This is a genomic window from Burkholderia pulmonis, assembly GCF_984667975.1.
The window spans coordinates 708,776-722,877 of record NZ_OZ480186.1 but is presented as its reverse complement, the minus strand read 5'-3'; the positions used below and the strand labels follow the sequence as shown (position 1 = coordinate 722,877).

Below are 14,102 nucleotides of genomic sequence, written 5' to 3'. Positions count from 1 at the left end.
GTTCGTTCTCCGTTAAACATGCACATACAATACATGTTTAAAAATCGATGCCCCTTGGGCAAATTGTCGCAGTGCGCAACAGCACGACGACGCGTCAGCGGACGCGCCCGCGCTCCCACAGCACGTCGGTCCCGCCGCCCGCGCGGTTCAGCACGCGCGCGAGCACGAACAGCAGGTCGGACAACCGGTTCACGTACCGCCGCGGTGCGTCATTGATCGTTTCGTGGCGCCCGAGCGCGACGATCGAGCGCTCGGCGCGGCGGCATACGGTCCGGCATACGTGGGCGAGCGACGCCGCGCGCGAGCCGGCCGGCAGGATGAACTCCTTCAGCGGCGGCAGTGTCGCGTTGTAATCGGCGAGCCACCGGTCGAGGCGGGCGAGATGCGTGTCGTCGAGCACCGTATGCCCAGGGATGCACAGCTCGCCGCCGAGGTCGAACAGGTCGTGCTGGATCGTGACGAGCGCCGTGCGCACGTCGTCCGGCAGCGTCTCGGCCAGCAGCACGCCGAGGTTCGAGTTCAGTTCGTCGACGTCGCCGATCGCGGCGATCCGCGCATCGTCCTTGCCGATGCGCCGTCCGTCGCCGAGGCCGGTGGTGCCGTCGTCGCCCGTGCGCGTGGCGATTTTGCTCAAGCGGTTGCCCATACGAATGTCCTCTCGTGCGCGGCCGCGGTGCGGCCCGGTTGGCTGGAACGCGATTATCGCAGCCCGCGGCGCGAGGCGCAGCGGGCGTTACAGCGTAGAATGGGCCGAAAGTTTGACAAGCAGTCAGGAGACATTCGTGAATCACCCTGCCCCGCCGGCCACCACGCGCCGCCCGCTGCCCCCCGCCATGCTCGATGCGCTGCGCGCCGCTTTCGGCGAGCGCGTATCGACCGCCGATGCGGTCCGCGCCCACCACGGCCGCGATGAATCGCCGTTCGATCCGCAACTGCCCGACGCCGTCGTATTCGCGCGCAGCACCGACGACGTGCGCGAAGTCGTGTCGCTGTGCTCGCTCTACAGCGTGCCGCTGATCCCGTACGGCGCCGGCTCGTCGCTGGAAGGCCACCTGCTCGCGGTGCGCGGCGGCGTGTCGCTCGACCTGTCGGAAATGAACCGCGTGCTGTCGATCAACGCCGAAGACCTGACCGTGACGGTCGAGCCGGGCATCACGCGCAAGGCGCTCAACGAGGCGCTGCGCGACACCGGCCTGTTCTTCCCGATCGATCCGGGCGCCGACGCCAGCATCGGCGGGATGACCGCGACCCGCGCGTCGGGCACCAACGCCGTGCGCTACGGCACGATGCGCGAGAACGTGCTCGGCCTGACCGCGGTGCTCGCCGACGGCCGCGTGGTGAAAACCGGTTCGCGCGCCCGCAAGTCGTCGGCCGGCTACGACCTCACGCGCCTGTTCGTCGGCTCCGAAGGCACGCTCGGCGTGATCACCGAGATCACGCTGCGCCTGCACCCGCTGCCCGAAGCCGTGTCGGCCGCGATCTGCACGTTCCCGACGATGGGCGACGCGGTGCGCACCGTGATCGAGACGATCCAGATCGGCGTGCCGATCGCGCGCGTCGAATTCGTCGATGCGCTCGCCGTGCGCTCGATCAACCGCCACTCGAACCTGACGCTCGCCGAAGCGCCGACGCTGTTTTTCGAATTCCACGGCACCGACGCCGGCGTGAAAGAACAGGCCGAACTCGTGCAGGCGCTCGCCGGCCAGAACAACGGCCAGGGCTTCGAATGGGCGACGCGCCCCGAGGACCGCACCCGGCTCTGGTCCGCGCGCCACAACGCGTACTTCGCGATGCTGCAGCTGAAGCCGGGCTGCCGCGCGGTGACGACCGACGTGTGCGTGCCGATCTCGCAGCTCGCCGCCTGCGTCGAGGAAACCGAGGTCGACCTGCGTGCGTCCTCCCTGCCCTGCCCGATCGTCGGCCACGTCGGCGACGGCAATTTCCACGTCGCGATCCTGATCGACCCTGACAAGCCCGAGGAAATCGCCGAAGCCGAGCACATCAACGACCGGATCGTCGAGCGCGCGTTGCGCCTCGGCGGTACCTGCACGGGGGAGCACGGCGTCGGGCTGCACAAGATGCGCTTCCTGCCGAAGGAGCACGGCGACAACGCGATCGACACGATGCGCGCGATCAAGCTCGCGCTCGATCCGCGCAACCTGATGAATCCGGGCAAGATTTTCACGTGCTGACACGGTGGCGCGCCATTGCGCCGCCTGCTGCAGGAGACCTCATGAACGCTCCCGTCGAACTGTCGAGCGCAGCCCGCGCGCAACGCCAGCGCGAAGTCGTGCAGGCGCTGATGGCCGTGCTGCCGACGCACTGCCTGCTGTACCGCGACGAAGACACGGCGCCGTACGAATGCGACGGCCTGTCGGCCTACCGCCGCCTGCCGCTCGCGGTCGCGTTGCCCGAAACGGAATCGCAGGTTCAGCGGATCGTACAGATCTGCCGCCGCATGGAAGTGCCGATCGTGCCGCGCGGCGCAGGCACGAGCCTGTCGGGCGGCGCACTGCCGATCGCGCTCGGCGTCGTGCTGTCGCTCGCGCGCTTCACACGCATCGTCGAGGTCGACCCGTATGCGCGCACGGCAACCGTGCAGCCCGGCGTGCGCAACCTCGCGATCTCGGAAGCGGCCGCACCGTACGGCCTGTATTACGCACCCGATCCGTCATCGCAGATCGCCTGCACGATCGGCGGCAACGTCGCGGAAAATTCCGGCGGCGTCCACTGCCTGAAATACGGGTTGACCGTGCACAACGTGATGCGCGTGCGCGCGGTGACGATCGAAGGCGAGGTCGTCGAATTCGGTTCGCTCGCGCTCGACATGCCCGGCCTCGACCTGCTTGCCGTGATGATCGGCAGCGAAGGAATGTTCGCGATCGTCACCGAAGTCACGGTGCGGCTGATCCCGAAGCCGCAGACCGCGCAACTCGTGATGGCAAGCTTCGACGACGTCATCAAGGGCGGCGAAGCCGTGGCGGCGATCATCGCGTCGGGCATCATCCCGGCCGGGCTCGAGATGATGGACAAACCGGCCACGCAGGCCGTCGAGGCGTTCACGCACGCGGGCTACGACCTCGACGCGAAGGCGATCCTGCTGTGCGAATCGGACGGCACGCCGGAAGAAGTCGCCGAAGAAATCGTGCGGATGACGGCCGTGCTGCGCGAGCACGGCGCGACGCGCATCCAGGTATCGCGCAACGAGCACGAGCGGCTGCGCTTCTGGTCCGGCCGCAAGAATGCGTTCCCGGCCGCCGGCCGCATCTCGGCGGATTACTACTGCATGGACGGCACCGTGCCGCGCCGCGCGATCGGCCCGCTGCTCGCGCGCATCGAACAGCTCGAGACGCGCTACGGGCTGCGCTGCATCAACGTGTTCCACGCGGGCGACGGCAACATGCATCCGCTGATCCTGTACAACGCGAACGATCCGGACGAGCTGCACCGCGCCGAGCAGTTCGGCGCGGAAATCCTCGAATGCTGCGTGGAATTCGGCGGCAGCGTGACGGGCGAGCACGGTGTCGGCATCGAGAAACTCAATTCGATGTGCGTACAGTTCTCGCCACAGGAGCGCGACGCGTTCTTCGCGGTCAAGCGCGCGTTCGATCCGGCCGGGCTGCTGAATCCGGACAAAGGAATTCCGACCCGCGCGCGCTGTGCCGAATACGGCCGCCAGCACGTGCGCGGCGGGCTGCTGCCGCACCCCGACCTGCCGCGCTTCTGAGCGTCGCGCGCGGCAAAAGGGCCGTGCCTCGGCAGTCCGCCGTGCCCGCGCGTCGGCACGGGCATGCGGAATGCGATACGGGGCTTAGGGATAGTCGCGATGTGGAATCGCGCCACCCCGGTACAATCGACCGAACAACAAGTCGAGGCAGCAACAGAACATGGAAGAGGACGACATCGTCGCCGGATGGGCCGACCGCATCCGCGCGGCCAGTGCCGACGGCCGGCCGCTGCGGATTCGCGGCGGCGGCACCAAGGACTGGTACGGCCAGGCGCTCGAGGGCGAAATACTCGACACGCGCGCGTTTCAGGGCGTCGTGTCGTACGACCCGGCCGAACTCGTCGTCACGGTCCGCGCGGGCACGCCGCTCGCGCAGCTTGAAACCGTCCTCGCCGAGTGCGGCCAGATGCTGCCGTTCGAGCCGCCGCACTTCGGCCGCGCGGCCACCATTGGCGGCTGCATCGCGGCCGGCCTCGCGGGGCCACGCCGCGCCACCTGCGGCGCACCGCGCGATTTCGTGCTCGGCACCACGCTGATGAACGGACGCGGCGAAATGCTGCGCTTCGGCGGCCAGGTCGTGAAGAACGTCGCCGGCTACGACGTGTCGCGGCTGATGGCCGGCGCGCTCGGCACGCTCGGGCTGATGCTCGACCTGTCGATCAAGGTGCTGCCGATGCCCGTCGCCGAGGTCACGCTGAAGTTCGAGATGACCGCGACCGACGCGGTGCGCAAGCTCAACGAATGGGGCGGCCATCCGCTGCCCGTCAGCGCGAGCGCCTGGCGCAACGGCACGCTCGTGCTGCGCCTGTCGGGCGCCGAGGCCGCCGTGAAATCGGCGAAGACGCTGCTCGGCGGCGAAGTCGTCGACGCGGTCGAGGCCGAGCGCTTCTGGGCCGGCCTGCGCGAGCATACCGACCCGTTCTTCAACGGCATCCCGCCCGGCTATGCGCTGTGGCGGCTCGCGCTGCCGTCGATCACCGAACCGATGCACCTGCCCGGCACCCAGCTGATGGAATGGGGCGGCGCACAGCGCTGGTGGATCACCGACGCCGACGCGCAGACCGTGCGCATGAGCGCGAAGCAGGCCGGCGGCCATGCGACGCTGTTCCGCGCGGGCGACGCGTACGACCGCAGCGCGGGCGTGTTCACGCCGCTGCCCGCCCCGATGATGAAAATCCACCGCGGGCTGAAGGCCGCGTTCGATCCCGCGCGCATCTTCAACCGCGGCCGGCTCTACCCGGATCTTTAGGGTCTGCTTACCTATGGAACGCACATGCGAATGCCCGAAATCGCGCGCAGGGCAACGAGTGAGGAGCGCCGTTTGGCCTTGCCAAACGCCCCGAAGGAAGTCCCCTTGGCGGACAGGCGACGAGCGACACCGCCATCCGGGCGATTTCGGGCATTCCCGTGACAGGATTTTTTTAATTTGGGGTTGCCACGAGAGCGGCCGCTCGCCGCGTTGCGCCCCTGGCGAATACGCCGGTATTCGCGACGGCGCGCGCCTCGCGAGCGGCCGTTCTCGTGGCAACGCATGCGCGTTCCACAGGTAAACAGACCCTAAATGCAAACGAACCTCGCCGATTTCATCCGCAACACGCCCGACGGCGACGAGGCCGACGCGATCCTGCGCAAGTGCGTGCACTGCGGATTCTGTACCGCGACCTGCCCGACCTACCAGCTCCTCGGCGACGAACTCGACGGCCCGCGCGGCCGCATCTACCTGATCAAGCAGATGGTCGAAGGTGCGCCCGTCACGCGCAGCACGCAGCAGCATCTCGACCGCTGCCTCACGTGCCGCAGCTGCGAGACGACCTGCCCGTCCGGCGTCCAGTACGGCCGGCTCGTCGAGATCGGCCGCAAGCACGTCGAGGCACAGGTGCAACGCCCCGTGCAGCAGCGGCTCATGCGCCGCGTGCTCGCGAGCCTCGTGCCGAACGCCGCGCTGTTCTCGCCGGTGATGCGGCTCGGCCAGCACGTGCGGCCGCTGCTGCCGAAGCGGCTGCGCGACAAGGTGCCGCCGCGCACGCGGCTGCTCGAATGGCCGCACCGCACGCATCCGCGCAAGATGCTGATGCTCGGCGGCTGCGTACAGCCGTCGATGCTGCCGAACATCAACATCGCGACCGCGCGCGTGCTCGACGCGCTCGGCATCGAGACGGTCGTCGCACCCGACGCGGGCTGCTGCGGCGCGATCCGCCTGCACCTGAACTATCACGACGAAGCGCTCGACGACGCGCGCCGCAACATCGACGCGTGGTGGCCTCATGTCGAACAAGGGGCCGAGGCGATCGTGATGAACGCGTCGGGCTGCGGCGCGACGGTGCTCGAATACGCGCACCTGCTGCGCGACGATCCGGCCTACGCGGAGAAGGCGCAGCGCATCGTGTCGCTGACGCGCGACATCTCCGACGTGCTGCTCGCGTTCGAGGCCGAACTCGCGACGCTCGCACGGCGCCGCGCGGTCCATACGGTCGCGTACCACCCGCCATGCACGCTGCAGCACGGCCAGCAGTCGCGCGGCAAGGTCGAGCGCCTGCTCGAGACGCTCGGCATCGACGTGCGGCTGCCGGCCGACAGCCATCTGTGCTGCGGGTCGGCCGGCACCTATTCGCTGACGCAGCCGTCGCTGTCGTACCGGTTGCGCAAGCAGAAGCTGCTGAAGCTGCAGGCGCTCGAACCGCAGATGATCGTGTCCGGCAACATCGGCTGCATCGCGCACCTGCAGAGCGGCACGCAGATTCCGGTCGCCCACTGGGTCCAGCTCGTCGAGCATTTGCTGTACGGCTAACGCGACGGGCCGCCGCGACCGGATCTCGCGCGCGGCGTCCGTATAATGAGCGGATCGATGCGTCGCGTGTCGCGGCGCATCGGCTTCATGCCCGCTTCCGTGCCTGCTTTCGTGCCCGTCATGTCCGATCTCGCCGCCCGCCTCGAATCCGTTCATCGCCGCATCGCCGACGCCGCCCGCGCGGCCGGCCGCGATCCCGCCACCATCGCGCTGCTCGCCGTGTCGAAGACGTTTCCCGCCGACGACGTGCGCGCCGCGCATGCGGCCGGCCAACGCGCGTTCGGCGAAAACTACGTGCAGGAATCGATCGACAAGATCGACGCGCTCGCCGACCTGCGCGCGAGCCTCGAATGGCATTTCATCGGGCCGCTGCAATCGAACAAGACGCGCCCCGTCGCCGAGCGTTTCGACTGGGTTCATTCGGTCGACCGGCTGAAGATCGCGCAGCGCCTGTCGGAACAGCGCCCTGCCCACCTGCCGCCGCTCAACGTATGCGTGCAGGTGAACATCAGCGGCGAGGCGTCGAAAAGCGGTGTCGCGCCGGCCGACGTGGCCGAGGTCGCGCGCGCGGTTGCCGCGCTGCCGTCGCTGCGGCTGCGCGGCCTGATGGCGATTCCCGAACCGGCCGGCGACACCGACGCGCAACGCGCGCCGCATCGCGCGCTGCGCGCGCTGTTCGACACGCTGCGCGCCGACGGCCTGCCGCTCGACACGCTGTCGATGGGCATGTCCGCCGATCTCGACGCGGCCGTGCTCGAAGGCGCGACGATCGTGCGCATCGGCACCGCGATCTTCGGTGCGCGCGACTATTCGCACTGAACGCCCCCTTTTCCGCCTTTCCGTTCACTCACTCGCTCAATCCGGACATCATGAAAATCGCATTCATCGGCGGCGGCAACATGGCCGCGGCCCTGATCGGCGGCCTGATCAAGCGCGGCGTCGCCGCTGACGGCCTGTATGCCATCGACGTCAACGAAGAAGTCCGCGCGCGCGCCGCGCAGCAATTCGGCGTGCACACCGGCGCGGCCATCGACGCGACGCTCGCCGGTTACGACGCGATCGTGCTCGCGGTGAAGCCGCAGGTGCTGAAGGACGTCGCACAGGCACTCGCGCCGCACCTGAAGTCGCAGCTCGTGATCAGCATCGCGGCCGGTATCCGCGGCACGGACCTCGCCCGCTGGCTCGGCGACTACGCACGTGTCGTGCGCACGATGCCGAACACGCCCGCGCTGGTCGGCATGGGCGTGACGGGCCTCGCCGCATTGCCTGGTGTCGACGCGACGGGCCGCGAACTCGCATCGAACGTGCTCGGCGCGGTCGGCGAGATCGTGTGGTTCGACGACGAATCGCAGCTCGACGCGGTCACGGCCATCTCGGGCAGCGGCCCCGCGTACGTGTTCTATTTCATCGAAGCGCTGCAGGAAGCCGCGCGCCGCCTCGGGATGAACGACGAACAGGGTCGCGCACTCGCGGTCGCGACGTTCACGGGCGCCGCGCAACTGGCCGCGCAATCGGGCGAGCCCGCGAGCGTGCTGCGCGAACGCGTGACGTCGAAGGGCGGCACGACGGCCGCCGCGCTCGCGTCGTTCGACGCGCAGGGCGTGAAGGAAGCGATCGTGCGCGGCGCGCTCGCGGCCGAAGCGCGTGCAAAGGAAATGGGCGACGAGTTGGGCCGCGCGTGAGCGCGGTGGCGCCCGCCGGATCTCCGGCGGCACCCGACGAAAAAAAAGCGGCCCCCGGGCCGCTTTTTCATTGACAACGCGCGCCGCGCGCGTGGCTTCGTTCAGTTGCCGACCAGCAGGTAGTGCGCGGCGATGCCCGCGAACAGCACGCCGCCAAGCCAGTTGTTGTGCCGGAACGCCGCGAAGCACGGCATCCGCTCGCGATCCTTGATCAGCGTGTAGTGATACAGCGCGCAGCCGACCGCGGCGGCCCAGCCGGCCCAGTACGCGAGGCCGAAGCCGAGCGTCACGCCGACCCACACGTAGATGCCGAGCGTCACCGCATAGCACGCCATCACGGCCGCGACGTCGAAGCGGCCGAACGTCAGCGCGGACGTGCGGATGCCGATCTTGATGTCGTCGTCGCGGTCGACCATCGCATATTCGGTGTCGTACGCGACCGACCAGAAGATGTTCGCGGCCAGCATCACCCACGCGATTGCCGGCACCGTGTCCTGCACGGCCGCGAACGCCATCGGAATGCCGAAGCCGAACGCGATGCCGAGATATGCCTGCGGAATCGCGAAGAAGCGCTTCATGAACGGATACGAGCCCGCGACGAACAGCGCGACGACGGACAGCTCCTTCGTCAGCGTATTGAGCGGCAGGATCAGCAGGAACGCGATGAACGACAGCCCGACCGCGATCGCGACGGCTTCCCATGCGCGGATCTTGCCCGACGTCAGCGGCCGGTCGGCCGTGCGCTTCACGTGGCGGTCGAAATCGCGGTCGGCGTAATCGTTCATCGCACAGCCGGCCGAGCGCATCAGCAGCGTGCCGAGCGTGAAGATCACGAGCAGCGGCCAGCGCGGGTGGCCGTCCGACGCGATCCACAGCGCGTTGAGCGTCGGCCACAGCAGCAGCAGGCTGCCGATCGGCTTGTCCATCCGGACGAGCCGCAGATACAGGGGAAAGCGGGCAAGCATGGCGAAGCACCGGGAAGATAACCCCGGCATTTTAGAGCCGAGCGGCGCTTCGCGTCATGTCGGGGCGGCCCGGGGCCGGTGGCCACGGTGCACTCCCCGGCCGCCGGGGCCCGCCGCACGCGGCTGTGCCGCGCTGCGCATCAATCAGGGGACAGATGCAGCGCCATTCAGAAACGGGCCGGCCCTCACCGGATGCACCGTGCTCACGCAAGCAGCGAACGCAGCATCCACGCCGTTTTTTCATGCGTCTGCAGGCGCTGCGTCAACAGGTCGGCGGTCGGCTCGTCGCTCGCCGCGTCGGCGATCGGGAAGATGTCGCGCGCGGTGCGCACGACCGTCTCGTGCCCTTCGACGAGCTGGCGGATCATCTCCTCAGCCGCCGGCACGCCCTTCGCTTCCGGCACCGACGACAGTTTCGCGAAATCGGCGAACGTGCCGGGCGCGACGACGCCGAGCGTGCGAATGCGCTCGGCGACCGAATCGACCGCGAGCCATAGTTCGTTGTACTGCTCCTCGAACATCAGGTGCAGCGTGTTGAACATCGGACCCGTGACGTTCCAGTGGAAATTGTGGGTCTTCAGGTACAGCGAAAACGTATCGGCGAGCAGGCGCGACAGGCCGTCCGCGATCTTCTTGCGGTCCTTGTCGCCGATGCCGATGTTGATCTGCGTGGCGTGAGTCTTCCTGGCCATGTTTCGGACTCCTTATTCAATGAATCAAGGCGATGAAAGCGAATCGGACTACCTGCCTGTCGATACCGCGCCGCGTTCAGGCGGCCGCGATCGCGCGCAGCGCTTGGGACACCAGTTCGGCCACACCGCCGATGACGATCGCGAATCCGACGACATACCGCGCGATCTCGGCCGGCGCCCGCACCTTCGGCGCCAATGCAGCGCGCATGTTCAATATCATTTGCGTCATGGTCGTCACTCCTTCGACGAGACTACGGTCAGAGAAGAAACGGCCGGTCGTTCGACCGGCCGTTTCACGTTGCTGCGTTACTGCATCACCGCATCACGCTGCGGCAAGCTTCATGCGAGGTCGAAGCGGTCGAGGTTCATCACCTTGTTCCAGGCCGCGACGAAATCGCGTGCGAACTTCTCCTTCGCATCCGCGCTGCCGTACACCTCGGCCAGTGCACGCAGCTGTGCGTGCGAACCGAAGATCAGATCAACGCGCGTGCCCGTCCACTTGACCTTGCCCGTCGCGCGATCGCGCCCTTCGAACACGTCGTTCGCGGCCGACGCCGGCTTCCACTCCGTACCCATGTCGAGCAGGTTCACGAAGAAGTCGTTCGTCAGTGCTTCCGGACGATCGGTGAACACGCCATGCTTCGCATCGCCGGCGTTCGCACCGAGCACACGCAGGCCACCAACCAGCGCCGTCATTTCCGGCGCGCTCAGCGTCAGCAATTGCGCCTTGTCGACCAGCAGCGCCTCGGCCGGCGTCTTGTACGCGTGCTTCAGGAAGTTGCGGAAACCGTCGGCGAGCGGCTCGAGCACGGCCATTGCCTCGACGTCGGTCTCTTCCTGCGTCGCATCCGCGCGGCCCGGTGCGAACGGCACCGTCACCGCAACGCCCGCGTTCTTCGCAGCCTGCTCGACACCGGCCGCACCGGCCAGCACGATCAGGTCGGCGAGCGACACCTTCTTGCCGCCCGCCTGCGCATCGTTGAACGCCTTCTGCACGCCTTCGAGCGTCTCGAGCACCTTCGCGAGTTCGGCCGGGCGGTTCACTTCCCAGTCCTTCTGCGGGGCAAGACGGATACGCGCACCGTTCGCGCCGCCGCGCTTGTCCGAACCGCGGAACGTCGCTGCCGACGCCCATGCAGTCGACACGAGCTGTGCGACCGACAGGCCCGATGCCAGCACCTTCGCCTTCAGCGCGGCGACGTCCGCATCGTCGACCAGCTTGTGGTCGACGGCCGGGATCGGGTCCTGCCACAGCAGGTGTTCCGCCGGCACTTCCGAACCGAGATAGCGGGCACGCGGGCCCATGTCGCGGTGCGTGAGCTTGAACCACGCACGGGCGAACGCGTCGGCGAACTCGGCCGGATTCTCGTAGAAGCGGCGCGAGATCTTTTCGTAGGCCGGGTCGAAGCGCAGCGACAGGTCGGTCGTCAGCATCGTCGGGCGGTGCTTCTTCGACGCGTCGAACGCATCCGGGATCACTTCGCCTGCGTCCTTCGCGACCCACTGGTGCGCGCCGGCCGGGCTCTTCGTGAGCTCCCATTCATAGCTGAACAGGTGCTTGAAGAAGTCGTTGCTCCACTGCGTCGGCGTGGACGTCCACGTGACTTCGAGGCCGCTCGTGATGGCATCCTTGCCCTTGCCCGTGCCGAACGTGCTCTTCCAGCCGAGGCCCTGCTGCTCGAGGCCCGCGGCTTCCGGCTCGGCGCCGACGTTCGAGGCCGGGCCCGCGCCGTGTGTCTTGCCGAACGTGTGGCCGCCCGCGATCAGCGCGACCGTTTCCTCGTCGTTCATCGCCATCCGCGCGAACGTCTCGCGGATGTCGTGCGCGGCGGCGACCGGGTCGGGGTTGCCGTCCGGGCCTTCCGGGTTCACGTAGATGAGGCCCATCTGCACCGCGGCGAGCGGGTTTTCGAGGTCGCGCTTGCCCGAGTAGCGGCTGTTCGGGCCGCCGCTCAGTTCCAGCCAGATCTTTTCCGAGCCCCAGTACACGTCGTCCGGTTCCCACGTGTCGACACGGCCGCCGGCGTAGCCGAAGGTCTTGAAGCCCATCGATTCGAGCGCGACGTTGCCGGTCAGGATCAGCAGGTCGGCCCACGAGATGTTGCGGCCGTACTTCTGCTTGATCGGCCACAGCAGCCGGCGCGCCTTGTCGAGGCTCACGTTGTCCGGCCAGCTGTTGAGCGGCGCGAAGCGCTGCTGCCCGCCGCCCGCGCCGCCGCGGCCGTCGGCCGTGCGGTACGTGCCGGCGCTATGCCATGCCATGCGCACGAACAGGCCGCCGTAGTGGCCGAAGTCGGCCGGCCACCAGTCCTGCGACGTCGTCATCAGCGCGTGCAGATCCTTCTTCACCGCCGCCAGATCCAGCTTCTTGAACGCCTCGGCGTAGTCGAAATCCTTGTCCATCGGATCGGACAGCGCCGAATGCCGGTGCAGGACGTTCAGGTTCAGCTGATTCGGCCACCAGTCCTTGTTCGTCGTGCCGCTGCCTGCGGTGTGATTGAACGGGCACTTCGTTTCGTTCGACATGCGTTTTCTCCTTGGCTTGCTCGTATGCCTCCACCAGTTCGCTCCGGCGGCATGCCGGGCGCGGTTCGTGGAGTGTCATTGCGGGGATAAGAAACGGAACAGGTAGGTCCTCCTGTCGTACTACGGGATGTCGTGCGCGGCATTCGGCACGCGTTCCCGCTGCAACGCGCCGCAGGCGGGGCGCTCGGGGAAGCGGCTGCCGGCAGTCGTCGTGCCGGCGATGCGGGTGGTGTTCCAGCTTTCGGACATGCAATGCTCCCTCATGGCTTGACGGCAGGTGAATCGGGGGAACACAGGACCGGCGTGCGGCGGCACTCATCCGCCATACACTCGGTCCGCCAGGTACGCGAACGCAATCGGACGCAGGCTGCGAACCGCGGCCCTGGCGCGATGTACGACCGCGTCGCGCGACGGGATGTTCCGCTGCGCGTGCTGCAATACCGACCGCATCATGACATCCTCCTTTGACGCTTGCATTCGACGTGCGCATCGCACGTCGGCGACAACACCAATCCATGTAGACGATTCTATTCACGTCTATTGATTATTTAAATTTGATAAATTTTATCTATGCGATAGAGAAAAATAAACGGGGTCGCAAGGCCCCGTTCATCATGCTGCCACGCACGCCGGCGCCGGCGCGTCAGTTCATCGTGGCCGGCATGTCGAGCTTCGCCACGCCCGGCAACTGGCACGCGGCAATCGCGTCGCTGATCGCGTCGATCGCGGGCATCCGCGTGAAGCTCTTGCGCCACACGAGCACGACACGGCGGTCGGGCACCGGTTCGTTGAACGGCACGTACGACAGCAGCTCGGCATCGGGGCCGTTCGCGCGCGGGCCGACCTCGGCGACCGACATCCGCGGCAGCACGGTGATGCCGACGCCGCTCGCGACCATGTGGCGAATGGTTTCGAGCGACGAGCCCTCGAAGGTCTTCTGGATGCCGTCGGCCGTCTGCGAGAAGCGCATCAGTTCCGGACACACGCCGAGCACGTGATCGCGGAAGCAGTGACCGTTGCCGAGCAGCAGCATGGTTTCCTGCTTCAGGTCTTCGGCATCGATTTCCTCGCGCTTCTCCCACGGATGGCCGGCCGGCAGCGCGACGACGAACGGCTCGTCGTACAGCGGGCGCACCATCAGGCCGGTTTCCGGGAACGGCAGCGCCATGATCGCGGCGTCGATCTCGCCCTGCTTCAGCAGTTCGAGCAGCTTCAGCGTGTAGTTCTCCTGCAGCATCAACGGCATCTGCGGGACACGCTGGATCATCTGCTTGACGAGCGTCGGCAGCAGGTACGGGCCGATCGTGTAGATCACGCCGAGGCGGAACGGGCCGACCAGCGGGTCCTTGCCCTGCTTCGCGATCTCCTTGATCGCGAAGGTCTGCTCAAGCACGCGTTGCGCCTGCGTGACGATCTGGTCGCCGATCGGCGTCACGCTCACTTCGCTCGCACCGCGCTCGAAAATCTGCACGTTGAGCTCGTCTTCAAGCTTCTTGATCGCCACCGACAGCGTCGGCTGGCTCACGAAGCAGGCTTCGGCCGCACGGCCGAAATGCCGTTCGCGCGCGACCGCGACGATGTATTTCAATTCAGTCAGCGTCATTGTGGGTCAATCAGAGATATACAGGCGATAGGTTTAATTTATACACCCTCCGGCACCGGTTCGCCAAGTTTCTCTGCGTCCCGATGCGTCGAATGGCGGTTTTCGATCCGGCCCCAAAC

At 67.4% G+C, this 14,102-nt stretch carries 13 protein-coding genes; 6 read left to right on the top strand and 7 right to left on the bottom strand.

Going from position 1 to position 14,102, the window contains the following annotated elements; genetic code table 11:
* Nucleotides 1–94: 94 nt before the first annotated feature.
* Nucleotides 95–646 carry a cob(I)yrinic acid a,c-diamide adenosyltransferase gene (locus AC5LXK_RS03415; RefSeq protein WP_493390315.1) on the bottom strand — a complete coding sequence of 184 codons (552 nt, stop codon included), beginning with the start codon at nucleotides 644–646 and terminating at the stop codon, nucleotides 95–97.
* A gap of 136 nt (nucleotides 647–782) precedes the next feature.
* Between AC5LXK_RS03415 and AC5LXK_RS03410 the strand changes: the two genes are divergently transcribed.
* From AC5LXK_RS03410 to proC, 6 genes are all read left to right on the top strand, one after another.
* Nucleotides 783–2,192 (top strand): FAD-binding oxidoreductase, encoded by a 1,410-nt coding sequence (locus AC5LXK_RS03410; protein ID WP_493390314.1) that lies wholly within the window; start codon nucleotides 783–785, stop codon nucleotides 2,190–2,192.
* A 41-nt stretch (nucleotides 2,193–2,233) separates the two neighbouring features.
* Nucleotides 2,234–3,727, top strand: a complete 1,494-nt coding sequence (locus tag AC5LXK_RS03405) for an FAD-linked oxidase C-terminal domain-containing protein (RefSeq protein ID WP_493390313.1) — start codon at nucleotides 2,234–2,236, stop codon at nucleotides 3,725–3,727.
* A gap of 160 nt (nucleotides 3,728–3,887) precedes the next feature.
* Nucleotides 3,888–4,976: a glycolate oxidase subunit GlcE gene (gene glcE / locus AC5LXK_RS03400; RefSeq protein WP_493390312.1), complete on the top strand. Its 1,089-nt coding sequence runs from the start codon at nucleotides 3,888–3,890 to the stop codon at nucleotides 4,974–4,976.
* A gap of 312 nt (nucleotides 4,977–5,288) precedes the next feature.
* Nucleotides 5,289–6,515 (top strand): glycolate oxidase subunit GlcF, encoded by a 1,227-nt coding sequence (glcF, locus tag AC5LXK_RS03395; protein ID WP_493390311.1) that lies wholly within the window; start codon nucleotides 5,289–5,291, stop codon nucleotides 6,513–6,515.
* Nucleotides 6,516–6,635: 120 nt separating this feature from the next.
* Complete coding sequence (locus AC5LXK_RS03390; protein WP_493391177.1) at nucleotides 6,636–7,334, top strand: YggS family pyridoxal phosphate-dependent enzyme; 699 nt, start codon at nucleotides 6,636–6,638, stop codon at nucleotides 7,332–7,334.
* A gap of 50 nt (nucleotides 7,335–7,384) precedes the next feature.
* The gene (proC, locus tag AC5LXK_RS03385) at nucleotides 7,385–8,197 is read left to right on the top strand and encodes a pyrroline-5-carboxylate reductase (RefSeq protein WP_493390310.1); all 813 of its coding nucleotides are present in this window, start codon (nucleotides 7,385–7,387) and stop codon (nucleotides 8,195–8,197) included.
* A 101-nt stretch (nucleotides 8,198–8,298) separates the two neighbouring features.
* On the opposite strand, the gene ubiA is transcribed toward proC, so the two are convergent.
* From ubiA to AC5LXK_RS03355, 6 genes are all read right to left on the bottom strand, one after another.
* The gene (gene ubiA, locus AC5LXK_RS03380) at nucleotides 8,299–9,162 is read right to left on the bottom strand and encodes a 4-hydroxybenzoate octaprenyltransferase (RefSeq protein ID WP_493390309.1); all 864 of its coding nucleotides are present in this window, start codon (nucleotides 9,160–9,162) and stop codon (nucleotides 8,299–8,301) included.
* A 203-nt stretch (nucleotides 9,163–9,365) separates the two neighbouring features.
* A complete protein-coding gene (gene dpsA, locus AC5LXK_RS03375; RefSeq protein WP_493390308.1) occupies nucleotides 9,366–9,854 on the bottom strand; it encodes a non-specific DNA-binding protein DpsA in 489 nt (162 codons plus the stop codon).
* 76 nt (nucleotides 9,855–9,930) lie between these two features.
* Complete coding sequence (locus tag AC5LXK_RS03370) at nucleotides 9,931–10,092, bottom strand: hypothetical protein (RefSeq protein WP_493391238.1); 162 nt, start codon at nucleotides 10,090–10,092, stop codon at nucleotides 9,931–9,933.
* A gap of 101 nt (nucleotides 10,093–10,193) precedes the next feature.
* Complete coding sequence (gene katG / locus AC5LXK_RS03365; protein WP_493390307.1) at nucleotides 10,194–12,380, bottom strand: catalase/peroxidase HPI; 2,187 nt, start codon at nucleotides 12,378–12,380, stop codon at nucleotides 10,194–10,196.
* A gap of 120 nt (nucleotides 12,381–12,500) precedes the next feature.
* Entirely contained in the window at nucleotides 12,501–12,629 is a 129-nt protein-coding gene (locus tag AC5LXK_RS03360) for a hypothetical protein (protein ID WP_493390306.1), read from the bottom strand.
* A gap of 394 nt (nucleotides 12,630–13,023) precedes the next feature.
* On the bottom strand, nucleotides 13,024–13,983 hold the full coding sequence (locus AC5LXK_RS03355) for a hydrogen peroxide-inducible genes activator (protein WP_493390305.1): 960 nt from the start codon (nucleotides 13,981–13,983) through the stop codon (nucleotides 13,024–13,026).
* Between the last annotated feature and the right edge of the window lie 119 nt (nucleotides 13,984–14,102).

Bases quoted from the DNA above. Each gene is read 5' to 3' on its own strand.
- AC5LXK_RS03415 (WP_493390315.1), bottom strand. From the start codon at position 646: ATGGGCAACCGCTTGAGCAAAATCGCCACGCGCACGGGCGACGACGGC.
- AC5LXK_RS03405 (WP_493390313.1), top strand. From the start codon at position 2,234: ATGAACGCTCCCGTCGAACTGTCGAGCGCAGCCCGCGCGCAACGCCAG.
- glcE (WP_493390312.1), top strand. From the start codon at position 3,888: ATGGAAGAGGACGACATCGTCGCCGGATGGGCCGACCGCATCCGCGCG.
- glcF (WP_493390311.1), top strand. From the start codon at position 5,289: ATGCAAACGAACCTCGCCGATTTCATCCGCAACACGCCCGACGGCGAC.
- AC5LXK_RS03390 (WP_493391177.1), top strand. From the start codon at position 6,636: ATGTCCGATCTCGCCGCCCGCCTCGAATCCGTTCATCGCCGCATCGCC.
- proC (WP_493390310.1), top strand. From the start codon at position 7,385: ATGAAAATCGCATTCATCGGCGGCGGCAACATGGCCGCGGCCCTGATC.
- ubiA (WP_493390309.1), bottom strand. From the start codon at position 9,162: ATGCTTGCCCGCTTTCCCCTGTATCTGCGGCTCGTCCGGATGGACAAG.
- dpsA (WP_493390308.1), bottom strand. From the start codon at position 9,854: ATGGCCAGGAAGACTCACGCCACGCAGATCAACATCGGCATCGGCGAC.
- katG (WP_493390307.1), bottom strand. From the start codon at position 12,380: ATGTCGAACGAAACGAAGTGCCCGTTCAATCACACCGCAGGCAGCGGC.
- AC5LXK_RS03360 (WP_493390306.1), bottom strand. From the start codon at position 12,629: ATGTCCGAAAGCTGGAACACCACCCGCATCGCCGGCACGACGACTGCC.
- AC5LXK_RS03355 (WP_493390305.1), bottom strand. From the start codon at position 13,983: ATGACGCTGACTGAATTGAAATACATCGTCGCGGTCGCGCGCGAACGG.